Origin of the sequence: Anaerostipes sp. (assembly GCF_018381315.1) — a bacterium.
GTDB lineage: Bacteria > Bacillota > Clostridia > Lachnospirales > Lachnospiraceae > Anaerostipes.
Map to the genome: position 1 here is coordinate 77,267 of NZ_JAGZSD010000011.1, position 24,495 is coordinate 101,761.

Annotated in this window: 21 protein-coding genes; 18 read left to right on the top strand and 3 right to left on the bottom strand. The window is 42.9% G+C overall.

Annotated features, from left to right (window positions below; all coding sequences use genetic code 11):
• From yhbY to KH180_RS10120, 6 genes are all read left to right on the top strand, one after another.
• Positions 1-294: a ribosome assembly RNA-binding protein YhbY gene (gene yhbY, locus KH180_RS10095; RefSeq protein WP_290759878.1), complete on the top strand. Its 294-nt coding sequence runs from the start codon at positions 1-3 to the stop codon at positions 292-294.
• Positions 295-323: 29 nt separating this feature from the next.
• Positions 324-929: a nicotinate-nucleotide adenylyltransferase gene (nadD, locus tag KH180_RS10100; protein WP_290759880.1), complete on the top strand. Its 606-nt coding sequence runs from the start codon at positions 324-326 to the stop codon at positions 927-929.
• Entirely contained in the window at positions 916-1,488 is a 573-nt protein-coding gene (gene yqeK, locus KH180_RS10105; RefSeq protein WP_290759882.1) for a bis(5'-nucleosyl)-tetraphosphatase (symmetrical) YqeK, read from the top strand. Before nadD ends, yqeK begins: the two co-directional genes overlap by 14 nt.
• Positions 1,485-1,838, top strand: a complete 354-nt coding sequence (gene rsfS, locus KH180_RS10110; RefSeq protein WP_290759884.1) for a ribosome silencing factor — start codon at positions 1,485-1,487, stop codon at positions 1,836-1,838. Before yqeK ends, rsfS begins: the two co-directional genes overlap by 4 nt.
• Before the next feature lie 244 nt (positions 1,839-2,082).
• Positions 2,083-5,424, top strand: coding sequence for a leucine-rich repeat protein (locus tag KH180_RS10115; RefSeq protein WP_290759886.1), 3,342 nt, complete (start codon positions 2,083-2,085; stop codon positions 5,422-5,424).
• A 271-nt stretch (positions 5,425-5,695) separates the two neighbouring features.
• Complete coding sequence (locus KH180_RS10120) at positions 5,696-6,448, top strand: helix-turn-helix domain-containing protein (protein ID WP_290759889.1); 753 nt, start codon at positions 5,696-5,698, stop codon at positions 6,446-6,448.
• Between the two features lie 307 nt (positions 6,449-6,755).
• Here KH180_RS10120 and lexA read toward each other — a convergent pair whose 3' ends face one another.
• Positions 6,756-7,373: a transcriptional repressor LexA gene (gene lexA / locus KH180_RS10125; RefSeq protein ID WP_290759891.1), complete on the bottom strand. Its 618-nt coding sequence runs from the start codon at positions 7,371-7,373 to the stop codon at positions 6,756-6,758.
• A gap of 152 nt (positions 7,374-7,525) precedes the next feature.
• Between lexA and KH180_RS10130 the strand changes: the two genes are divergently transcribed.
• Complete coding sequence (locus tag KH180_RS10130; RefSeq protein WP_290759893.1) at positions 7,526-7,825, top strand: LysM peptidoglycan-binding domain-containing protein; 300 nt, start codon at positions 7,526-7,528, stop codon at positions 7,823-7,825.
• A gap of 227 nt (positions 7,826-8,052) precedes the next feature.
• Here KH180_RS10130 and KH180_RS10135 read toward each other — a convergent pair whose 3' ends face one another.
• Both KH180_RS10135 and KH180_RS10140 read right to left on the bottom strand, forming a co-directional pair.
• On the bottom strand, positions 8,053-9,531 hold the full coding sequence (locus tag KH180_RS10135) for an N-acetylmuramoyl-L-alanine amidase (RefSeq protein WP_290759895.1): 1,479 nt from the start codon (positions 9,529-9,531) through the stop codon (positions 8,053-8,055).
• Positions 9,532-9,687: 156 nt separating this feature from the next.
• Positions 9,688-11,151, bottom strand: a complete 1,464-nt coding sequence (locus KH180_RS10140; RefSeq protein WP_290759897.1) for an N-acetylmuramoyl-L-alanine amidase — start codon at positions 11,149-11,151, stop codon at positions 9,688-9,690.
• 318 nt (positions 11,152-11,469) lie between these two features.
• On the opposite strand from KH180_RS10140, the gene KH180_RS10145 reads away from it, so the two are divergent.
• From KH180_RS10145 to KH180_RS10195, 11 genes are all read left to right on the top strand, one after another.
• The gene (locus tag KH180_RS10145) at positions 11,470-12,177 is read left to right on the top strand and encodes an AzlC family ABC transporter permease (RefSeq protein ID WP_290759899.1); all 708 of its coding nucleotides are present in this window, start codon (positions 11,470-11,472) and stop codon (positions 12,175-12,177) included.
• Positions 12,174-12,491: an AzlD domain-containing protein gene (locus tag KH180_RS10150; protein ID WP_290759901.1), complete on the top strand. Its 318-nt coding sequence runs from the start codon at positions 12,174-12,176 to the stop codon at positions 12,489-12,491. Before KH180_RS10145 ends, KH180_RS10150 begins: the two co-directional genes overlap by 4 nt.
• A 16-nt stretch (positions 12,492-12,507) precedes the next feature.
• Positions 12,508-13,590: a 3-isopropylmalate dehydrogenase gene (leuB, locus tag KH180_RS10155; protein WP_290759903.1), complete on the top strand. Its 1,083-nt coding sequence runs from the start codon at positions 12,508-12,510 to the stop codon at positions 13,588-13,590.
• Positions 13,591-13,672: 82 nt separating this feature from the next.
• Entirely contained in the window at positions 13,673-15,343 is a 1,671-nt protein-coding gene (ilvD, locus tag KH180_RS10160; RefSeq protein WP_290759905.1) for a dihydroxy-acid dehydratase, read from the top strand.
• Between the two features lie 12 nt (positions 15,344-15,355).
• Positions 15,356-17,044, top strand: a complete 1,689-nt coding sequence (ilvB, locus tag KH180_RS10165) for a biosynthetic-type acetolactate synthase large subunit (protein WP_290759908.1) — start codon at positions 15,356-15,358, stop codon at positions 17,042-17,044.
• 18 nt (positions 17,045-17,062) lie between these two features.
• Entirely contained in the window at positions 17,063-18,145 is a 1,083-nt protein-coding gene (gene serC, locus KH180_RS10170) for a 3-phosphoserine/phosphohydroxythreonine transaminase (RefSeq protein WP_290759910.1), read from the top strand.
• A 12-nt stretch (positions 18,146-18,157) separates the two neighbouring features.
• Entirely contained in the window at positions 18,158-19,318 is a 1,161-nt protein-coding gene (locus KH180_RS10175) for a phosphoglycerate dehydrogenase (protein WP_290759912.1), read from the top strand.
• Positions 19,319-19,329: 11 nt separating this feature from the next.
• Positions 19,330-20,415 (top strand): aspartate-semialdehyde dehydrogenase, encoded by a 1,086-nt coding sequence (asd, locus tag KH180_RS10180; protein WP_290759914.1) that lies wholly within the window; start codon positions 19,330-19,332, stop codon positions 20,413-20,415.
• A 225-nt stretch (positions 20,416-20,640) separates the two neighbouring features.
• On the top strand, positions 20,641-21,696 hold the full coding sequence (locus tag KH180_RS10185) for an Ig-like domain-containing protein (protein ID WP_290759916.1): 1,056 nt from the start codon (positions 20,641-20,643) through the stop codon (positions 21,694-21,696).
• 151 nt (positions 21,697-21,847) lie between these two features.
• Positions 21,848-22,693 (top strand): mechanosensitive ion channel family protein, encoded by an 846-nt coding sequence (locus KH180_RS10190; protein WP_290759918.1) that lies wholly within the window; start codon positions 21,848-21,850, stop codon positions 22,691-22,693.
• 219 nt (positions 22,694-22,912) lie between these two features.
• On the top strand, positions 22,913-24,495 hold a 1,583-nt coding region (locus KH180_RS10195), incomplete at its 3' end, for a GLUG motif-containing protein (RefSeq protein ID WP_290759920.1).

Here is a 24,495-nt window from a genome sequence, read left to right on the forward strand (position 1 = left end):
ATGACAAGTAAACAGAGAGCTTATTTAAAGAGCCTGGCAATGAAGATCGATCCGGTATTCCGGGTTGGAAAAGACAGCATCTCACCGGAACTGATCGAAGGAATCCGGGAGGCAGTTGATGCCAGAGAGCTGATAAAAATCGCAGTTCTTCAGAATTGTATGGATGATCCGAAAGAATTGGCACAGGTTCTTGCCGAGAGAACCAGGTCTGAGGTTGTGCAGGTGATCGGGAAAAAAATTGTGTTATATAAAGAGTCCAAGGACCATAAGAAGATCCAGCTGCCTAAAGCATAGGGCTGCGCAGCAGACTCGTCGGAGGAATTATGAAGAAGATTGGAATTCTGGGAGGGACCTTCAACCCCATTCACCATGGTCATCTGATCCTTGGACAGACAGCCCTTGAGGATTTTGGGCTGGACAAGGTGTTGATCATCCCTACCAAAAATCCGGCGTACAAAACAATATCAAAGAATGTGGAGATCAAAGATCGTGTAAATATGGTCAGGATGGCGATAGCAAACCATCCGGGCTTTGAATTTTCCGACATTGAACTTTGCAGGGAGGGGTACACTTATACAGTAGATACCCTGAGAAAGCTTACCTGCATGCACCCGGACGCAGAGTATTATTTTATTATGGGAGCAGATTCTTTGTATCAGATCGAATCATGGAAGGATACGGAGGAGATTTTGTCTATGGCATCCATTCTGGTAGCATCCAGAAATGATTCAAGGAGTGCTTTGGATGCTCAGATTGAGTATCTGCAGGATAAGTACCAGTGCAGTATCTGTCATCTGGACAGCCCGGATTTAGAGATTTCATCCAATGAGATCAGGAAAAGGGCAGCCAGAGGCCAGAGCATCCGTTATTTTGTGCCGGAGGAAGTCAGACTTTATATAGAAAGAAATGATTTGTATGGAACTGAATGAGATTAAGAAAAAGCTTTCAGAGAATCTAAGAGAAAGCCGTTACAGCCATACTCTCGGGGTGGCCTACACGAGTGCTTCAATGGCTATGGCATTTGGCGAAGATATTCAGAAAGCATTTATGGCAGGTCTGCTGCACGACTGTGCCAAAGGATATTCGTTGGAGCAGCAGGTAAAGCTCTGCAGGAAATATGGGATTACGCTGACAAAAGAGCGGCAGGAAAGTCCGCAGCTTTTACACTCCGCTCTGGCACCGTATATTGCCAGAGACTGTTATGGAAATGAAGATCCCGAGATTGCATCTGCAGTGGAGTGTCATACGACCGGGAAGCCGGCAATGACAGTCTTGGATAAGATTGTATTTATCGCTGACTATATTGAGCCGGGAAGAAAAGAGATCCCGGGGCTTTCAAATGTACGGCAGCTGGCCTTTTCGGATATGGATCAGTGCCTTTTAAAGATACTGGAGCATACCATACAGTATCTTCAGGGCAGGGAACAGACCATTGATCCGAAAACAATGGAGACCTATCAATATTACAAGGAGGAAGACCGCATATGAACCAGTCTTTGGAGATGGCGAAAATCGCATATCATGCGTTAGAAGAAAAACTGGCAGAGGAAATCAAAGTGATTGATATCCAGAAGATTTCTGTTGTGGCCGACTATTTTATTATTGCAAACGGCAAGAATAAAAACCAGGTACAGGCGATTGTGGATAATGTACAGGATGCTTTGTTTAAAGCAGGATATGAAATGAAACAGATGGAAGGATATCAGAACGGAACCTGGGTCTTGATTGACTTTGGTGATATTGTGATTCATATCTTCGATCAGGAAAATCGTTTGTTTTATGATCTGGAAAGAATCTGGAAGGATGGAGTGGAAGTCTCCATGGAAGCCGGAGCGTAAGGCAGACTGCTTTCGGTTATAAAACCAAAAAGGCTGCTTCATGTACCGTATATACGGTCATGAAGCAGTTTTTTTAGTGCATGGGAAATTCCTTCAGAGTTCCCTGTGCAGTAAAAAATCAATTTTATACTTCCCGTTAAATCCAAGGCAGGAGACTTCTTTTTTTAGATGAATAGTGTATAATAGAGATAGAATTTAAGGGGATTCTAAAAGAACAGTAAGTGGGTTATGTGGAGGGGATAGGATGAAGGGGATGAAAAGGACCCTGGCTTTTTTGCTTACCTTAGTATTGTCAATTCATACGACGGGAGTTATCATGGCCGGGAAGAGTGACACTGACTTGAATGAGGCTGAGACTGCACAGCAGGATGGGGAAAAGATGGCAGAGGAGAGTACGGATGAAATAAGTCCCAAACAGCAGACATCAGAGGAAAATACGGAAACAGACAATAAAGAATCAAATGTGCCGGCAACAGAACAGAACAAAATGGTTGACAGCCGGGCTAAACCGGAGATCAGACAATCCTACGCCGGGAAGACTGAGTCGGATGAGGCAGTGCCGGAGGAAGGAGATTTTATTTTCAGCGGCGGAGCCATTTCAGGATTGACTGCCGGTTTTTTGAACGGACTGACAGAAGATCAAAAACAGAATATTCACCTGGTGATTCCGGAGAAAATCAATGGACAGACCGTTACATCGATTGCAAAGGATGCATTTAAGCTGTTCTACAATACTAAATACTCAGGCTGCCGTTTTGTAAGTCTGGATTTTACCAATGCATCAGGGCTTACCAGCATTGGAGAAAATGCCTTTTATGGAGCTTCCGGTATAAGCGGATCTTTATCAATACCTTCTAATGTGACGGCTATCGGCAATCATGCCTTCCGGGACTGTACAGGTTTTACAGGTACACTGAAGCTGCCCAGTGAACTGAGGACGATTGGGGATTACGCATTTTTTAATATCGGCCTTGGAGGCACTTTACAAATACCAGATAAGGTAACCTCGATCGGGGCGAATGCGTTTAAGATCAGCGACAGCAGTCTTGCAGGATTTTCTGGTAAACTGACGATACCAGCAAGTGTTGCAGCTATAGGAACTGTTGCATTCTCAGGAAATAAGAATATAACCTCAGTTGTGTTTGAAGGAAATAATCTGACGCAGATACCAGATTCCGTTTTTCGCTACTGCGGTTTAAACGGTGCGGTTGTCATACCGTCTTCCGTTCAGAAAATAGGAAAGAATGTATTTGATTCTACCAATTTAAAAACGATTTATCTGCCCAAGAGAGCGGATGCAGGGAATACAGAATTTATCAGTTCCGGTACTTTCGGTACGTATTCTTCCAGTAAACTGACGGCGATTGTATGTGATAAGGAAGATTTTGCTGCTGTATGCAGCATCATGGGAAGTCAGTTCAGTAAAAAGATTGGATATGAGATTTCTGTCAGCTTTGAGGATGGAGGAAGTACTGCGCCGATGAACCGGCTGTTTAATCTTCCATATAATTATGTAAAAGATGGCCAGGGTGTGTGGAGTGCGGACAGTGCCTACAAATTTCCTGCGAGCGAAGGAAAAAAATGGGGATTAACCGAAAATGCAGTAAGCCCGGTATCTGAAACGGATGTCATAAAGCAGGATAAGCTGTATCCAATCAGTGCATTGGAAGATCCGGTGATTACCTTTGGGGATGGAATTGACAAGGTTTACGATGGGAAACCTGAGACTTTAAAAGTGACTGCATCTCATCCGATGGCAAAGCCGATAGAAAAGGCAGAATCAGGGGATGTGGTATTTTATTATACATGGTCATGGGGAACGATAACATCTTCTCCGGCAGTGTTGAAGGGATTTGATGCAAATGCATACGATGTGACAGATGTCAGGGAACCCCGGTTTACCATAGCATGCCGTGTACGGGTTCAGGCATGCCGTGTGGAAGGTACGAAAGCGGTTCCGTTTTATACAGTAGATCATGACTTTCCGGTTTCTCTCCGTCAGGCTGAATCAAAAGTAAATCCGGTATATCCGAAGGGGCTGCTGAATACGGCAGACGGGATGCCGGAGATTGCGCTTTCAGAGGGAGATACGAAAGGGACGATCAGCTGGGATAAAGGTCAGTCTCTTGAGAGTGGAGAGAAGGAGTACAAGTGGAATTTTGTGCCGGAAGAGAATGCAGAAGGTAATTATAATTATACAGTTAAAAACGGGACAGCAGTGCTGCACGGAGCAGACGGCAAGGTATTTAAAATAACAGCGTATCAGGGAGAGCATGGACGGATTACTCCCGAAGGTGAGTCAGAAATTGTCCAGGGAAGCCAGGCTGTTTTAAGGTTTAAGCCGGAAGCGGGTTATCGCCTGGAAAGTGCCAGTGTAAATGGACTGGATGTAACCAGTCAGATTGTGAATGATTCTTATACAATTAAAAATGTTCAGTCCGATTATAAGGTTTGTGCAGTGTTTGTTCCTTTGCTGGCCGATGATATAGAGAGTATCACCGAACAGCTGCCGCAGATTCCGGATGGAAGACCTGCGACAGAGGAAGAAAAAAGTTCAATTCTGGATGCGAAACAGCATTTTGAAGCCCTGCCGGAAGCGGAACAGGATACAGTTTCCGAGACTGCAAAGAAAAAGCTGAGGAATGCCATTGCAAGTCTGCCTCAGGTGGAGATGAAGGTAAGCGGAAGTCTGCAGGTGGAAGATAAATCTCTGCTCTTAGATAATATGACTTCCGAGGATGCTAAAAAACTTCAGCAAAATGACAGCAGCTTTAAGATTGAAGTAGTGGCATCAGATACCCAGCCGGACCAGGAGGAAGAGGAGGCAGTCAGGGGACAGCTTCAGGGAGCCAGTGTGTATAAAAATCTGGATATCCGTGTGGTAAAAACAGTCTTGGGAAAAAATAATCAGTCGGTGGAAAACCTGTCAGTTTTGAATTCCCCTATCCGCATGATATTCAATATACCGGATGAAGCAAGAACTGCTGAGGACGGATCTTCCAGGGAGTTTTTTGTCATAAGAGCTCATAGGACGGACGGGAATGTGGAAGCAGAGGTGCTGCCGGATCTGGATGACAGCGATGCCACAGTTACCGTGGACAGTGACAAATATTCTGTCTATGTGATTGCATATAAAGATCATGATTCTTCGGACGATAATCTGCCGGGACAAACGCCGGCAGAAAAGCGTTATGAGGTGAGATTTGACAGTCAGGGCGGCAGCAAGGTGCCTGGTATTAAGAATATAAAGTATGGGGAGCACATCCAGGAACCTCCGGCGCCAAACAGAGACGGATATGTTTTTGACGGATGGTATTTACAGAAGGAATGTAAAAATCAATGGGATTTTGAGAAGAATATCATTACAGGAAACAGAGTTTTGTATGCGGGATGGAAGAAAGCAAATAAAGTAAAACCTTCGTTAAATTCTGATAAGACAGCCAAGACAAAGACCACCAGGACCAGGAAAGCGGCAGCTGCACCAGATACAGGAGATGACGCAGATTCAGTCAGTGTATGGCTGGCAGGAGCAAGTGTATGTTTCATACTGGTGCTGATGATGATGCGAAGGAAAAAGTGTATATAGCAGAAAATATACAGGGATAGGAATGTGAAAAAGGAAGAAAAGCAAATACAGCTTTTCTTCCTTTTATTTTTCTTACGGTCAAAGATAAACAACTTCTGATTTTAGTTGCTAGTGATAGTGAATAAAGGTATAATACCTCTATAAATCGGCAGTTTCTGAAGTATATGACAGGATTGCAACTTGAAGTTGACAATGTGCATTTCAAGTGTGATAGATTAAAACGTGACTATTTGATAATATTTTGTTATCAAATAGATAGGAGGCAACAGAAATGAATTTTGGTGAGAAACTATTTAAACTGCGAAAAGAGAAAGGGCTTTCTCAAGAAGCATTAGCCCAGAAATTAAACACCACTAGACAGGCGGTTAGCAAATGGGAAAATAATCAAGGTTATCCCGAAACAGAAAAATTACTTATACTTAGTAATATCTTTGGAGTGTCTGTTGATAAACTACTTAAAGAGAATCCAGAGCAGATAAATTCAAATGAAAATGGATATTATGTAAGTAAAGAATGTGCTGAGGGATTTTTGGGTTTTCATAAAAAAACAACTAAGTGTACAGCTATTGGTGTAGCTCTTATGGTTCTTGGCGGTGTTCCATATTTTCTATTCCAAGATAACCGTGTAGTATCAATTACCCTTGCTTGTGGATTTATTGTAGCAGGACTTGCTTTTATTTTAAGCATGGCTTTTATGGGAAATCCCTATAAAAAGCTAAAGAGTGAACGTTTACTTTTTGACCCATCCTATTTTTCGTGTTTAGCAGAAGCACATGAAGCACAAAAGAAAAAGTATATTGCTCTTATTCTTCTGGGGGTAAGTATGATTTTACTGGCAGGTATATTAGGATTTATAAATATACCTGTGTTTCCTATAAATGAAATACAATGTCTTTTGACAGCATGTTCCATATACTTATTTATATACGTGATAGGAATTATAGACATTTATGACATTTTGCTTAGAAGTGAAGAACGCATGGAATCAACTTATTGGAGAGTGATAAAAAGGATTAGAAAATAAATTCAACGAAGAGAAAGCGTAGGTTATGTATCACGATTAAGTGAGTTACATATAACCTACGCTTTTTTATCCAACATATGCTTTTAATTATAGTGTCATATCAAAGTTCTTTCGTAAGTAGTAAATTAGTGGTAAACGATACTCTCAAAACCTGCGTTATTACTTGTAAACCTAGTTTTTAAGCGATAATCAGCATTTTGATTTTAAGTTTATCAAAAATAAAACAGACTCTGAACTGTAAAGCAGCCAGAGCCAAGTGATATGATACTGCAGTAATTATGAATATATGTACTGTCTTATTTTTCTATTATGACATGCTGCGGTATAGACCGATTACCTTGCCGAGGATCGAAACTTCGTCTACGATAATCGGATCCATGAAATCATTCTCAGGCTGAAGGCGGTAGTGGCCGTCTTCTTTGAAGAACCGTTTTACTGTGGCGGAGTCTTCTATAAGAGCAACAACAATATCATTATTTTCGGCTGAGGGAGTTTCCTCTACGATTACCATATCTCCGTCATAGATGCCGGTGTTGATCATACTGTCACCTTTTACATGGAGCATAAAAGTATTTTTGGAACCAATGAACTCAGGGAGCATGGGAAAGTAGTCCTCGATATTTTCTGTTGCTATAATCGGTTCTCCGGCTGTGACGGTTCCGACAATAGGGATATTGACAACCTCACGGCGTGTAAGCTGAAAGTCATCATCAATGATCTCGATGGCACGCGGTTTGGTAGGGTCCCTGCGGATATAGCCCTTGCGCTCTAAAGACTCCAAATGAGAGTGAACAGAAGAGGTGGACTTCAGACTGACAGCGGCACAGATTTCACGGACTGCAGGCGGGTATCCCTTTTCCAGTATCTGAGATTTTATATATTCTAAGATTTGTTCTTGTTTTGGGCTCAGCTTTTGTTTGCTCATAATGTGCCTCCTTTGTTTTCTTGCTACTATCTTACCATATATTGCAGATTGAAACAAGTGTTCCCGAACAAATTTTCGGTGGATCTATTGACAAACAAACGCTTGTTCTATATAATAAAAATATAAACAAATGTTCGATAGGAGGAAGCGATATGAAAACACTGAAGATAAGAGTTCTGATTACTGTACTGTTTATTGTTACGATTTTGGGCATTGCTGCAGCTGTTATAACGGAGAGCCGGCAGGTGGCCGGCGCTGCCGACGGCAGAGAGAAGTATTTTACCAGCATTCAGATAAAAAGAGGCGACAGCCTGTGGTCTATCGCCAAGAAAAATATTTCCGATGAATACAGTTCAGTACATGAGTACGTAGAGGAAGTATGTGAGGCTAATCATATTTATGACGGAGAGATTAAAGAGGGGATGTACCTGGTAGTCCCATATTATAAGTAAACCTATCCAGCGCCGGACAAGAATCTGCATCTAACGATAGAACAAAGTGGGCATGCCTACCTTAGTCCTTCCAACCCCTCATGCTTTGAGAAACTTGTCCACTTTGTGCGCATTCTGCACGGAGTGCTTTATGTTGCATAGGGGATTCTGAAGGAATTTCCTGTGCAATAAAGAAGCCCGGAACAGTTTGGACAGCACTGTTCCGGACTTCTTATTTTAAAATGATGTTATCGTTTGCTTGGATAAGTAGAAAAAGAATTGACAATGGCATTATAAACAGCTTTTCCATAAGTGCCTGTGTTGCTTTTCATTTTCTTTGCCTCAGTTTTATTGGAGATGAATCCAATCTCAGTCAGGCTGGAGGCAGTTTTTGTATTTCGAAGTACAGCCAGTCCTGTCCGGTTTTTAAGCCCCCTGTTTGTAAATCCTGTAGCAGGTCTTACATAACCGTGGATCTTATTGGACCAGTTATAGCTGGTAAGTCCCGAAGAGGACTTATAGCCTTTGGAGTTGTATAAGGTCTCTGTTCCATGTGCAGAAGCGGAGGCAGAGTTAATATGTACGCTGATAAAGCGGTCGGCTTCTACATTATTAGCCAGATCGGAACGGTATGTTAAAGACGGGTACCAGTCAGATAAACGGGTATAATATACTTTATATCCTGAGTTCTTATCAAAGTAAGATTTTGCAGACTGAACGATCTTCAGAGTCAGATCTTTTTCTCTGAGTCCGTTTCCAGTGGCCCCGGAGTCAGAACCGCCATGTCCTGCATCCAATACTACGATACGGTTATAGATCTTCTTCGGCGAATCATATTTTACATAAATATAGCTGGATGTCTGTGAAACAGCATAAGCTTTTATAACGTCTTTACGTGGCCGAATATAGATGTTTGTATATCCTCCGCTGTAGGTAACTGTATAAGAGCGAAAGTACTTGTCCGGTTTTATGTAGCGGTTGGAACTGGAACTAAAATGAGTTTTATAATTGCCCTTTACCTTTATGAGCAGCCTGCGGTTCCCGTAATCATCCGATGTGGAGATGGAAGATGATGAAAGTCCGCTGGGTTTTTTAATTCTTACACTATAGTTAGATTCAGAAGCCGTAATTCTTGTACCCGGATTTACTTGTGAAGTACTTGATGAGGAACTGCTTCCGGAACTTGAAGAAGACTGAGACTGATTTTTAACTGTAATCAATCCACTGTTCTGGGAGGCACTCCATTTATAACTGTGTCCAAGCTTTTTCGTGCAGAAAGCTCCCGGCACATAGATATAATTCTTCTTTTGGGCATAAGAATAGACTTTTCTGGCCGGTGTGGGCATTTTTGTTTTCTTGCCGTTCACATACGCATACATGCTGTCAAGAGTCATGACTACAGATGTACTTCCCCGCTTAAGAGTGATTTTTTTTGTTTTAGATGAATAGCTGTAAGATACCCCCAGGTTTTTTTGCTTTTTATACAGCCAATATGCTGAGTACATAGAAGTATTAGCCCTCACAAAACCCGGAGCATATGTCTTTACAGTTTTGCCGTTGACTTTGACGTTGCGGCATTTCTTTTTTTGTTTTTTTCCTGCAATTTTTAAGGTATAGTACTTGCCTGACTTTGGCACAGAAGCAGCTTTTACACTGGATGCAGGGATCGCAGTGACTGTTAACATCATGATTGATAAATAAGCGATAGATTTTTTTAATTTATGCATACTTTCCCGTCCTTTCGGGTAGATTGTAACATATTCGTAATAAAAACGCAATAAATATATAAAAAAACCCATAATTGTTTTATTTTCTGGTTTTTCTTCCAAATAAAACATTATGGGTTTTTCAAATTATTTAGTTATGAAGCTGATTTCGTTTTCTTAAAAAGAGGCCAGGATACCGTCATAAAAAGCTTTTCCAATCTTGGTATAATTGTTTTTCATAGAAGAAGCTTCATCAGGATTGGAGATAAAGCCCACCTCTCCAAGAGTTGCTGCAGTCTTAGAATAGGTAAGGACAGCGACACCGTTGACTCCGGGGACTCTTTCTTTCAGACCCCGGTCAGAAAATCCGGTTGCACTTTTCAGCTTTTTATGTACATCACCTGCCAGGGCTTTTCCAGTGAGGCTGCTGTATGGAGAAGGTGCTTTTCCTCCCTTAGGGTTATAGAGGGTCTCGGTGCCTTTGGCTGAATAACTGATCTTTCCTACGTCATTGATATGAACGCTGACAAAGCGGTCAGCCCCTACACTGTTTGCCATCTGATACCGATAAGACAGGGACGGATACCAGTCAGAAAGTCTTGTATAATAGACTTTATAGTTTGCATTCCGGTCAAAGTAATACTTCGTCTTCTGTACAATGGACAGGGTCATATTCTTCTCGTATAATCCATTTCCCACAGCCCCGCTGTCACTTCCGCCGTGCCCGGCATCTACGACAATCACCCTGGAAAACATGGATTTAGGAGCAGCATATTTTACATAGATATAATTGGAATCTTGTGTAATGCTGAAACCTTTGATCGAGCTGGTGGTCAGATAGATTTTGGTCTTTCCTCCGGTATAGGATACAGAATAAGACAAGCTGTCTTTAATGTTCCGGTTGGAAGCGGAGGAAAAGTGGGTTTTATAATTCCCATTAATATTTAAGACCAGACGTTTGTTCCAATAGTCGTCTTCTGATGTAACAGAAGCGGATGACAGTCCGGCCGGTTTCTTGATGCGGACAGAATAATTACTGCTTCCGGCAGTAATTTTGGTCTTTGGTGCGGTAACTTGTCCGGCAGACGGTGCCGGAGAGGCCGTGGTGCCGGAAGTAGAGGATGAGGAAGAGGAAACCTTCATCACTCCGGACAGCAGCCGGTTATTCCATGTATATGAGATTCCCAGCTTTCCTGCAACGGTTTGTCCGGGTACCATGATGTAATTTTTCTTTTTTGCCACATAACGGACTTTTCTCGGAGCAGCCGGAAGAGTAAAGGATTTGCCGTTTAAGGTGGCTTTTTTACTGTTCAACGTCATGATAACTGTTTTGCTGCCCTTTTTTATAGTAATTTTTTTTGTTTTACTTGTATACTTATAAGAAGTACCTAATGATTTGCATCTGCCGAAAATCCAGTAGGCAGAATACATGGAAGTGGAACCGTCCAAAAAGCCAGGCATGTTTGTTTTGATGACAGTATTATTATATCTGGCGTTCAGTGCTTTTTTTGTATAGGTTTTCTTGTTATGAGTGTATTGTACTTTGAATTTGGTCCCGGCGCTGATGGCAGAAGCAGGATGAATGCTTGAGGCAAGCATCATAGCTGAGAGACCGAAGCAAAGAAGTGTTTTACGATTCATAAGTATTCCCCTTTTCCCTTTTTTATTCTGTTATCGTCATTATAATATATTTTTCTCTCCGAAACAACAGTGATATCTATGATGGAAGATTATGGACAGCACTTTTGCCGGTTCCTTGTATGCAAAAGCTGTGCCGCTGTACTATAATTCTCTTTGATTCACCAAAAAGGCCCGGAGAATCACATATTCAATGAAAAAACTATTTTCAATCTATAATGAAATATGGTATCCTATTATATAAGTTCGCTTCAGGGGGATTTTTTCTTCCTCTATATTATAGAAGCAGAACAATCAATGAAATAGTAACAGGAGAAGAAAATGAAAGTAGAGAACAGCTTTCGGCGGGGAGTTTTGGACTCGATTCCGATTGCACTGGCCTATCTGGCGGTTTCCTTTGCTTTTGGAATTGCAGGAAGTGCGAAGGGGGTGCCTGTCTGGGCAGTAACCCTGATATCCGCAACATGCCTTACATCAGCAGGGCAGTTTGCAGGGCTGATTTCTATCACTGCGGGGGGATCTCTGATCGAATTGATCCTGTCCCAGGTTATTATTAATTTAAGATATTCTATCATGTCCATTGCCATAGGGCAGAAATTAGTATCAAAGACAAAGCTTTGGAACCGTTTTTTGATGGCATTCGGCGTGACGGATGAGATCTTTGCTATGGCCTGCGGCAGAAAAGGTGAGATTGGACCTAAATATTTCTATGGGCTCATGAGTATTTCATGGTGTGCATGGACTTTAGGCACCTTCTTAGGGGCCACAGCCAGCGGCCTTCTTCCGCAGATAGTTATGAATGCACTTGGAATTGCCATTTATGGAATGCTGATTGCCATCATCATTCCGCCTGCAAAGCACAATAATAAAATAGTGGCAGTTATATTAATTTCAGTATGTTTTAGCTTAGTATTCAGCTATGTAAAACTGTTTTCTTTCATTTCCAGCGGTTTTTCCATTATCCTGTGTACGCTGATTGCGGCAGGAGCAGGAGCTGTCATGTTCCCTGTAAAGGAGGAAGATGAATGAGTCTTGAGAGATTGCTTTTGTATATTATTGCTATGGCAGTGACTACATATCTTGTGAGAATGATTCCGCTGGCTGCCATACAAAAAAAGATAACAAACCAGTTTTTCCGATCGTTTCTTTTCTATGTGCCATATGCTGTATTGGCGGCAATGGTCATACCGGCGGTGTTTTCAGCTACAAATCGTTTAGGTTCCTCAGCTGTTGGTTTTGCAGTTGCTGTGATCCTTGCTTACAGGGAGATGAACATTGTTACGGTGGCCTGTTTAAGCTGTGCGGCAGCTTTGGCTGTGGAGATGATATCGGTGATATTATAAGGAAGAGGAGAAGTCTATGAATTTTAATGTAGCAGTTATCAAAGGTGACGGAATTGGCCCTGAGATCGTAGACCAGGCTGTGAGAGTGCTGGATGCGGTGGCAGAGAAGTCGGGGCATAAGTTTACATACGAACAGATATTAATGGGGGGAGCATCCATTGATGCCTATGGAAAACCTCTTACAGAGGAAACTCTTGAGACTGCAGGGAACAGTGATGCAGTCCTGATGGGATCCATCGGGGGTGATACATCCACCTCTCCATGGTATCAGCTGCCGGCAGAACTCAGACCGGAAGCGGGACTCCTCGCTCTGAGGAAGGGTCTTGGATTATTCGCAAATATCCGTCCGGCCTATTTATATGAAGAGTTAAAAAAGGCCTGTCCGCTGAGAGATGAAATCATCGGAGACGGCTTTGATATGGTGATTATGAGAGAACTGACAGGGGGACTGTACTTTGGTGAGAGAAGCACCGAGGTTGTAGACGGGCTTCGTGTGGCAAAAGATTCCCTGACCTACAATGAAAACGAGATCAGAAGAATTGCCGTGAAGGCATTTGATATCGCAAGAAAGAGAAAGAAACATGTGATCAGTGTAGACAAGGCAAACGTATTGGATTCTTCAAGGCTCTGGAGACAGGTCGTGGAAGAGGTTGCAAAGGATTATGATGATGTGACATATGAACATATGCTGGTTGACAACTGTGCCATGCAGCTGGTGAATAATCCAAAACAGTTTGATGTAATTTTAACAGAAAATATGTTTGGAGACATTTTATCGGATGAAGCAAGCATGATCACAGGGTCTATCGGGATGCTGTCATCTGCAAGCCTTGCAGAAGGCAAATTCGGGCTGTATGAGCCCAGCCACGGATCGGCGCCTGACATTGCAGGAAAAGATATTGCCAATCCAATCGCCACAGTTCTGTCAGCGGCAATGATGCTCAGATACTCGTTTGATCTGGATGAGGAAGCTGACCTTATTGAGAACGCTGTAAAAAAGGTTTTGGAAGACGGATACCGCACTGTGGATATTATGTCTGAAGGAATGGTCCAGGTGGGAACCAAAGCGATGGGTGATTTGATCATCGAGAGAATATAGGACAATATGACATATAGTGCCTAAGGCACATAACCGCCTCCGGTATTCCGGAGGCATAGATGAATTTAGGAGGAAGAGCGATATGAGTAATACTTATACCAATGGAGAGAATTTTGCTCCGCAGAGATCGTTATTTAATGCATTAGGTTATACCAAAGAAGAGATGGAGAAACCTTTAGTGGGGATCGTCAGCTCGTATAATGAAATTGTGCCGGGGCATATGAACCTGGATAAGATTGTGGAAGCAGTAAAAATGGGAGTTGCCATGGCAGGCGGAACCCCGGTTGTCTTTCCGGCTATCGCTGTCTGTGACGGAATTGCCATGGGACATATCGGAATGAAATATTCCCTTGTGACCCGTGACCTTATTGCAGACTCAACAGAAGCAATGGCGCTGGCACATCAATTTGATGCATTGGTTATGGTGCCCAACTGTGATAAAAACGTTCCTGGACTTTTGATGGCTGCAGCGCGTGTTAATGTACCCACAGTGTTCGTCAGTGGCGGACCAATGCTCGCAGGACGTGTAAAAGGCCAGAAAACCAGTCTGTCCAGCATGTTTGAGGCGGTGGGCTCTTATGCTGCCGGTTCTATCACAAAAGATGAACTGGATGAATTTGAAAATAAGGCATGCCCGACCTGCGGTTCCTGTTCCGGAATGTATACTGCAAACTCTATGAACTGTCTGACGGAAGTACTCGGTATGGGCCTGAAAGGAAACGGAACAATTCCTGCTGTATATTCAGAAAGGATCAAGCTTGCTAAACATGCCGGAATGAAGGTCATGGAACTGTACCATAAAAATATCCGTCCAAGAGACATTATGACAGAGAAAGCATTTTTAAATGCTTTGACAGTGGATATGGCGCTGGGATGCAGTACAAACAGTATGCTCCACCTGCCGGCAATCGCACATGAGGCTGGCGTAGAACTGAATTTAGAGCTGGCAAATGAAATCAGTGCCAAGACTCCGAACCTGTGCCACCTGGCACCGGCAGGCCATACATATATAGAAGACTTAAATGAAGCCGGCGGTGTATATGCGGTTATGAATGAATTAAATAAGAAAGAACTGTTATATACAGATTTGATTACAGCAACCGGAAAAACGGTGGCAGAAAATATTGAGGGATGTGTCAACAGGGATCCGGAGGTCATTCGTCCGGTAGAGAATCCATACAGCGAGACCGGGGGAATTGCAGTGCTGAAAGGAAACTTAGCACCGGATTCCGGAGTCGTTAAGCGTTCTGCAGTAGCTCCTGAGATGTTAAAGATGGAAGGGCCGGCCAGAGTTTTTGACTGTGAAGAGGATGCCATTGACGCCATCAAAGGCGGCGCCATCAAGGCCGGAGATGTGGTAGTCATCCGCTATGAAGGACCGAAGGGCGGACCGGGAATGAGAGAAATGCTGAATCCGACTTCTGCCATCATGGGCATGGGTCTTGGCTCCAGTGTGGCTTTGATCACAGACGGCCGTTTCTCCGGAGCTTCCAGAGGAGCCTGCATCGGACACGTATCGCCGGAGGCAGCTGTGGGCGGACCGATTGCTTTGGTGGAAGAGGGAGACCTTATTTCCATTGATATTAATGCCAATACACTGAATGTAAAAGTGTCTGAAGAAGAGATGCAGAAACGAAGAGAAAACTGGGAGCCGAGAAAACCAAAAATCACAACAGGTTATCTTGCCAGATATGCTTCTTTGGTTACTTCAGGAAACCGCGGTGCTATCTTAGAAATCAACCAGGATAAATAGAGAGGTAAGCTTATGAAACAATTGACGGGATCACAGATTGTTTTAGAATGTTTGAAAGAGCAGGGGGTAGACACTGTCTTCGGTTACCCGGGCGGTGCCATCTTAAACATCTATGACGAATTATATAAACAGCAGGACTGTTTTACCCATATTTTGACCGGGCATGAGCAGGGTGCTTCCCACGCAGCAGACGGATACGCAAGATCCACAGGAAAAGTCGGCGTGTGTTTTGCCACATCGGGTCCGGGGGCAACAAATATCGTTACCGGTATTGCAACTGCATATATGGATTCTATTCCGATGGTTGCAATCACATGTAATGTAGGGGTCAGCCTTCTTGGAAAAGACAGTTTCCAGGAGGTGGATATCACTGGAATCACACTTCCAATTACAAAACATAATTTCATTGTTAAGGATGTGGAAGATCTTGCGGATACGATCCGGAGAGCTTTCCGTATTGCCCAGAGCGGGCGGAAAGGGCCGGTTCTCATTGATATTCCGAAGGATGTGACGGCGGCAGTTGCCAATTATAAAGAACAAAAGCCGAAAGAGATCAAAAGGAAAATCGACAATATCCGGGAAATGGATATCAGGCGTGCCATCGAATTGATCGAGTCGGCAAAAAAACCGTTTATCCTTGTAGGAGGCGGAGCCGTCCTGTCAGATGCCTCGGAAGAGCTCAGAGAGTTTGTGGAGAAGGTCCATGCACCGGTTGCAGATACTTTGATGGGTAAAGGAGCGTTTGACGGAACAGATGCTTTATATACCGGCATGCTTGGTATGCATGGAACAAAAACTTCCAACCTTGGAGTTTCAGCCTGTGACCTTCTGATTGCAATAGGAACCAGATTCAGTGACAGGGTGCTTGGAAATGCGGATGCTTTTGCACAGCATGCAAAGATCCTGCAGATTGATATTGATCCTGCAGAGATCAATAAAAATATTATGGCGCATACTCATATCATCGGTGACATTAAAGCGGTGCTTACTATGGTGAACCGGAGACTGGGCCAGCAGAATCATAATACATGGGTTAAAAATGTCATGGTGGATAAAGTGAATTATCCTCTGACTTATGATAAATCAAAGCTTTCCGGTCCTCAGATTGTGGAAGCCATTTATGAGAGAACAAAAGGGGATGCCATCATCGTAACTGAAGTAGGACAGCATCAGATGTGGGCAGCTCAGTTCTATAAATATAAAAAACCAAGGACTTTCCTGACATCGGGAGGCCTTGGGACTATGGGGTATGGTCTGGGCGCCAGCATTGGAGCCAAAGTGGGCAATCCTGACAAGACTGTTATTAACATTGCAGGAGACGGATGTTTCCGGATGAATTTAAATGAACTTGCAACAGCGACCAGATACAATATTCCGGTTATTGAAGTCATTATTAACAACAGTGTGCTGGGGATGGTACGCCAGTGGCAGAACCTGTTTTACTCTGAGCATTATTCCTACACAACCTTTGAGGATCCGGTGGATTTTGTAAAGGTAGCAGAAGGGATGGGAGCCCTGGCTAAGAAAGTCACAACCCTGGAGGAATTTGAATTTGCGTTCGAGGAAGCCCTGGAAGCCGGAAGACCGGTAGTCTTGGACTGCCATGTGGACCTGGATGACAAGGTTTGGCCGATGGTGAATCCCGGAGCCGCAATTCAGGAGGCGTACACAAAAGAAGACTTGGAAAAAACAACAAAGTAAATTTGGAGGATTATGAAAATGGCAAGAGTTTATAACTTTTCAGCAGGTCCGGCAGTGCTGCCGGAAGAGGTATTAAAGGAAGCAGCAGAGGAGATGCTGGACTATAAAGGCTGCGGCATGTCTGTTATGGAGATGAGCCACAGATCAAAGATGTTTTCTGAGATTATTGAGACTGCCGAGGCAGATCTCAGGGAATTGATGAATATTCCGGACAACTACAAAGTATTATTTTTACAGGGAGGGGCATCTTCCCAGTTTTCTGCAATTCCGATGAACCTGATGAAGAACAGAGAAGCAGACTTTATCATTACCGGACAGTGGGCAAAGAAAGCTTATCAGGAAGCCAGCCGTTATGGAAAAGCAAACATTATTGCATCATCTGAAGATAAGACTTATACATATATTCCGGATTGTTCTGACCTGAATATTTCTGAAAATGCAGATTATGTTTATATCTGCTATAATAACACGATTTACGGAACCAAATATCAGCAGGTACCGGACACAAAAGGAAAGATCTTAGTGGCTGATATGTCCTCCTGTATTTTGTCTGAGCCAGTCAACGTAGAAGATTTCGGCGTGATTTACTTTGGTGTTCAAAAGAACGTAGGACCGGCAGGGGTTGTAGTTGCTGTGATCCGCGAGGATCTGATTACAGATGATGTAATGCCGGAAACTCCGACCATGTTAAAATGGAAGACTCAGGCAGATGCCAAGTCTTTATATAATACACCTCCATGCTATGGAATTTATATCTGCGGAAAAGTATTCCAGTGGCTGAAAAAACAGGGCGGACTTGAGGCAATGAAAAAGCATAACGAAGAAAAGGCCAAAATTCTGTACGATTTCCTGGATCAGAGTGAAATGTTTAAGGGAACTGTTGTAAAAGAAGACCGGTCTCTTATGAATGTACCGTTTGTCACAGGCGATGATGAGATGGATGCCAAGTTTGTCAAAGAGGCAAAGGAAGCCGGCTTTGAGAACTTAAAGGGACACCGTACAGTCGGCGGAATGAGAGCAAGTATTTACAATGCAATGCCGACAGAGGGCGTAGAGAAGTTAGTTGAGTTCATGAAAAAATTTGAAGAAGAAAACAAATAAGGAGTGTAGAGAATGTATACAGTAAAATGTTTAAATCCTATTTCAAACCAAGGTTTGGATTTATTTACAAGTGAATTTGAAGTGATCGACGATTTAAATGCTGCAGATGCAGTTTTAGTGCGGAGCGCATCTATGCATGATTTGGAAGTGCCGGATTCTATGATCGCCGTAGCGCGTGCAGGTGCAGGTGTCAACAATATCCCTCTGAATGACTATGCGGAGAAAGGGATCACTGTATTCAATACACCAGGAGCCAATGCCAACGGTGTAAAGGAATTAGTTGTTGCAGGACTTCTCCTGGCATCCAGAGATATTATCAGCGGAGTAAACTGGGTTAAAGAAAATGCAAAAGAACCTGATCTGGCAAAGCTTATTGAAAAGAAGAAAAAAGAGTTTGCCGGTAATGAATTAAAAGGAAAAAGCATCGGCGTAATCGGACTTGGAGCTATCGGTGTTCTGGTGGCAAACATCTGCAACCGTCTTGGAATGAACGTTTATGGTTATGATCCGTATGTTTCTGTGCGTTCTGCATGGAGTTTGTCCAGAATGGTAAATCACAGCAGCTCCCTGGATGAGATCTATGAAAAATGTGATTTCCTGACCATTCATGTTCCATATATGGAAAGCACAAAAGGAATGATCGGAAAAGAAGCTGTCCAGAAGATGAAAGACGGAGCTACCATCTTAAACTTTGCCAGAGGTGAGCTGGTTGACGATCAGGCAGTGCTGGACGGACTTGCATCAAAGAAGCTGAAACATTATGTGACAGACTTCCCGAATCCTGCTGTGGCAGCGGCAGACGGCGTGATCACAATTCCTCACCTTGGAGCATCTACAGAGGAGTCAGAGGAAAACTGTGCAGAGATGGCTGTTGATCAGCTGATGAATTACTTGGAAAAAGGAAACATTGTTAATTCTGTAAACTACCCGAACTGTGATTTGGGAGATCTTGAGGCAGAGTGCAGGATTACAGTACATCACAAGAATCTTCCGAATATGATCGGACAGCTTACTTCCGCTTTGGCAGAAGAAGGATACAATATTGAAAATATGCTGAATAAATCAAAAGGAGACTATGCTTATTCTATCTTTGATGTGGCTAAGCGTCCTTCTGAAGCAGTCTTTTCAAAAATGAAGCAGATCGATGGAGTTATCCGTTTAAGAGTATTATAGAGGTGATAGATATGAGTGAAAAATTAAGAGTCGGAATTCTTGGTGCTACCGGAATGGTAGGACAGAGATTTATTTCTCTGTTGGAGAACCATCCCTGGTTTGAAGTGACAACATTGGCTGCCAGCCCAAGATCAGCAGGAAAGTCATATGAGGAGGCAGTAGGGGGACGCTGGAAGATGGACACTCCTATGCCGGAAGCAGTGAAAAATATTACAGTGAAAAATGTAAACGAAGTAGAAGAAGTAGCCGGGGAAGTGGACTTTGTTTTCAGCGCTGTGGATATGTCAAAAGAAGAGATCAAAAAGATTGAAGAAGACTATGCCAAAACAGAAACTCCGGTAGTTTCCAACAACAGTGCACACCGCTGGACTCCGGATGTACCGATGGTTGTGCCGGAGATCAATCCGGAACATTTTGACGTGATTGAAAGCCAGAAAAAACGTCTTGGAACTTCAAAAGGGTTTGTTGCTGTAAAGCCGAACTGTTCCATTCAAAGCTATGCTCCAGTGCTGACTGCATGGAAGGAATTCGAGCCTTATGAAGTTGTTGCAACGACATATCAGGCGATTTCAGGGGCAGGAAAGACATTTAAAGACTGGCCTGAGATGGCAGGAAATATCATACCGTTTATCGGCGGAGAGGAAGAAAAAAGTGAGCAGGAACCGCTTCGTCTGTGGGGACATATTGAAAACGGAGAGATTGTAAAAGCTGACTCTCCTGTTATCACAACCCAGTGTATCCGTGTGCCGGTCTTGAACGGCCATACGGCAGCTGTATTTGTAAAGTTTAAAAAGAATCCAACCAAGGAACAGCTCATCGAAAAGCTTGTGAATTTCAGCGGCCTTCCTCAGGAATTGGATCTGCCAAGCGCACCAAAACAGATGATCCAGTACCTGGAGGATGACAACCGCCCTCAGGTAAGCATGGATGTGGACTATGAGAACGGCATGGGCGTATCCATCGGACGTCTCAGAGAAGATACAGTCTATGACTATAAGTTTGTTGGACTGTCTCACAATACTGTCCGGGGGGCAGCCGGAGGAGCTGTGCTTTGTGCAGAGACATTGAAAGCGCAGGGATTTATTACAAAAAAATAAAATCAAAATATTTGAGGTACCAGCCAATAGCTTGTCTAATGGCTGGTATTTGTTTTTGCACAGAGAAATTATTTGCCTGCAGATGTTTAATGCTTTGTTTTTTCTATATTTTACCTGTACGAAAATGTTACAAATGTTACAAAAACAATTGTATTTGTTCATAAGTTATATTATAATGAAATTGTTTAAATGTAAAAACATTTTGCGGGGACAAGGGAGAGACAGATGAATAAGAAAAGGATAAGATTGGGGATTCTTGGCCTGGTACTTGGCTTGGCAGTTATTTTTCCGGCTGGAGGAAAGATAAAAGCAGCGATGAAAGTCGTAGAAGTAAAAAAGGCAGGACAGGTGGTTGACAGTTTTCAGGGAGTAGATGCCGTGTATCGTCCGGGAGGTTGGGACGGAAATGACAAAACTTATTCCTGTGCAGCTTTAGTTAAAAAGTTTTATCAAGCAAGGTATGGGTTTACACCATATAATCTTTTCGCTGGTGCCACCCCTCAGGAGTACGATAAAGGCGGTACATTTAAAAAGGTATCTTCACCTAAAGTAGGAGATATTGCATCAAAAAGTACCCACTGGGCAATCGTTCAAAATGTTTCGGGAAATAATATTACGCTGTTGGAACAGAACTGGAAATGGCAGGAAGGCGGTAAAACTTATGCCAAAGCAGACAGGGTTGTATCAAAGAGTGAAATGACATATTTCCGTTATTATGACAAGAACGGCAGGGAAATTTCTATAAACGGCAGCAGTTCAGGCAGTTCAGCAGTATCTTCGGCTGCTAAGCCAAGAACATTGACAATCAATAAGACAAGCCTTAATGTAAAAACCAGAGCAACTGCAAGACTTACAGCATTGATCGGCAACAAAAGAAGCGGTGATACCGTAACATTTTCTTCATCTAATAAAAAAATCGCCACTGTTTCATCCCAAGGGGTGGTCACCGGAGTTAAAACGGGGACTTGCTATGTGACAGCCTCAGTTAAGGGGACGAATCTTTCCAAAAAGTGCAAAGTTACAGTATCTCTGGGTGCCAGGAGCATTAAGCTTAATGCCAGCAGGCTGACGCTGATAAAGATAAAAAAATATTCTTTAAAAGGAGTTATCTATAATAAGAGATCTAACGACAAGTTAAAATACAAAACAAGCAACAAAAAGATAGCAACCGTTTCTTCCAAGGGAGTTGTAAAGAAAAAGAAGAAAAAAGGGACGGCAACAATTACAGCATGGATTCCGGGTACATCTGCGAAGAAAACATGCAGGGTTACCGTAAAATAGAGTACATAGGGAAACACGCAGTGCGTGTTTCTTCTGTTATTACACAGAAACTATTTTTGAATCACCTAAGTAATAAAAAAGCCCCGGCAGGGTGTGACCAGATACATAAGAACAGAAAAAACACTTATAAATTGCAGGAGAAAAACATAAGATGATAGCATCAAACGTGAATTGGAATGTGATATTGAATCATTATACAGATCAAATTTTAGATTTTGCACTGAATATTTTGGTGGCCCTGATTATTATCGGCATTGGGTTTAAACTGAGTAAATGGCTGGTATCTCTGTTTCGGAAAGGGATGGAGAAAAGGGGTGTTGACTTTGGAGTCATTACATTCAGTTGTTCCTTCTTAAAGATTGCACTGCGCTGTATCGTAATTTTTATGGCCGTGGAACGCCTGGGAGTAAAGGGAACCTCTATTGTAGCACTCTTTGGATCAGCCGGTGTTGCCGTAGGTCTGGCACTGCAGGGAAGCCTTTCGAATATTGCGGGAGGAGTTCTTCTGCTGATTTTAAAGCCGTTTCAGGTGGGAGACTATATTGTTGTAGACGGAACCGGCTGCGAGGGAGAAGTGGCAGCCATGGACATTTTTTATACGAAGCTGAAAACCGTGGACAACAGGGTGATCGTCATTCCCAACGGAACGCTGAGCAACAGTAATCTGATCAATAATACAAAACAGGACAGCCGTCTGATTGATTTAAAAATCGGTATCGCTTATGACAGTGATATCCAGAAAGTAAAACAGACCATGCTGGATGTGGCAAAGAAAGAACATATGACTCAGGATGAAAATATCCAGGTGTTTGTCAGTGATCTGGCTGACAGTTCCGTTATAATGGGACTCAGGGCCTGGGTATCAACAGAGGTATATGTATCAACCAAATGGTCTTTGCTGGAACATATCAAGGATGCATTTGACCGTGAGGGTATAGAAATACCATACAATAAGCTGGATGTCAACGTTACGGAAGTGAAAGGATCAGAGCAGTAAATATACAAAAGTGTAGCATTTGGCAAAGTAGGACGGGTTTTGTTGAAAAAAGAAGGTTGCAAATTGGCAACCTTTGAGCTTTTATATACAAAGTTATAGTATAATAAAGACAGGGGATGAGAGACCCCGAAAACAGGAAGCTGATATGGCTTTCTGTTTTTTCGTTTCATACAGCAGTCCCATACAATGACATCAGTTCAGCAAAAAGGAGGAAGCGTTATGAGAAAAATACAAAAGTTTCAGTCAATATTGGCCGTCTGTATATCTCTGTGTCTGGGCATCGCCGCGGTGATGTCAGGAACCACTGAGAAAGTCCGGGCCGCACAGAAGGAAGCCACGTATCTGTCAGAAATAGAAGTGAATGCAGAGGTAAAAGATTCATACCCAGACTCCGGAAAATATGATCAGAACTTCTTCAATAAAATAAATTCAGAGTATGGAACAAACTATAATTCATCGGCGCAGCCTTTGACTATCTCCAATGAAGGTGAACTCGCAGCTTTTGCAAAAGCAGTGAATGACGGAAAAAGTTTTGAAGGAAAGTATGTAAAATTAATGAATGACATTGACCTCAAAGGAGACAGTCCATTTATAAAAAAAATTGTATCTGGAGATAAATTTAAACTCGTGGTTGGAAATGCATCCGGTCAGGCAGCACAAAAAATTTCCAATGTATGGAAGCCGATTGGGCAGGATATGGCTCATTCTTTTAAAGGGGAATTCGACGGAAACAATAAAAAAATAAAAGGAATGGTCGTTATAAGCGGGAGCAGGGATGAAAAGTACTCTGGATTTTTTGGAGGTATTTCAAAAGGGGTTATTAAGAATCTAAATATAGAAGAAGCATATGTAATTTCTAAAACTGCTAAAAGAAATTCATGGGTTGGCGGACTGACAGCAAATAATTCTGAGGGAACGGTAAATGACGTCCATATGACAGGGACTGTGTTGAATGCAGGTTCTGGTCAGTCATTTGCGGGAGGTTTGGTAGGATACAACGTAGGAACAATAGAAAACAGCAGTTCGGAAGCAGATGTATTTTGTTATAATGATTATAATGATGACTATACTAATACTCGGGCAGGAGGCCTGGCAGCATATAGTCATACCGGGGGAACGATAAAAAACTGCAGTGCTGCAGGAGATGTGGCTGTCTGGTCTAATAATTTTTCCATGGCCGGAGGTTTGACAGGTTATAATTATGAAAATGCGGTAATAGAAAAAAGTTATGCGGCGGGAAAGGTATCTTCCTTTGTGAGTGACAGTACGAGGTCATCCGCGGGAGGACTGGTATCCTATAATTATGGCGGGGTGATACGGAGCTGTCTTGCCACAGGAGATGTAGCTTCAGGAGTCGATTATGCCGGCACGAATCAGACTCTTTCCTATGCCGGAGGATTGATGGGAGAAAATATTCGTGCAACAGGAAAGATTGAGGAAAGCTGTGCCACGGGAAATGTTTCGTTCCTGAATTCTGATACAACGACTGCATACGGAGGAGGCCTTGTCGGATCAAATAACCAAAAGGCACAGATCAAAAACAGCTGTGCTGCGGGAAGCGTATCAGGCGCTTCTTACGGCGGAGGGCTGGCAGGAGAGAACAAAGATGATTCTTCTGTGATAGAGAATAGTTATGCAGCGGGAGACGTATCAGCTCTGAACGCAGGAGGACTGGTATCCCGCCATGAAGGGGGAACAATAAATGGCTGCTACAGGAACTCCAAAGCCAGGGTTGCAGTATCCGGGGATCTGAATCAGGAGGGGAATGCCGTGACGCCGGAACAGATGACCGGCACCGGAAT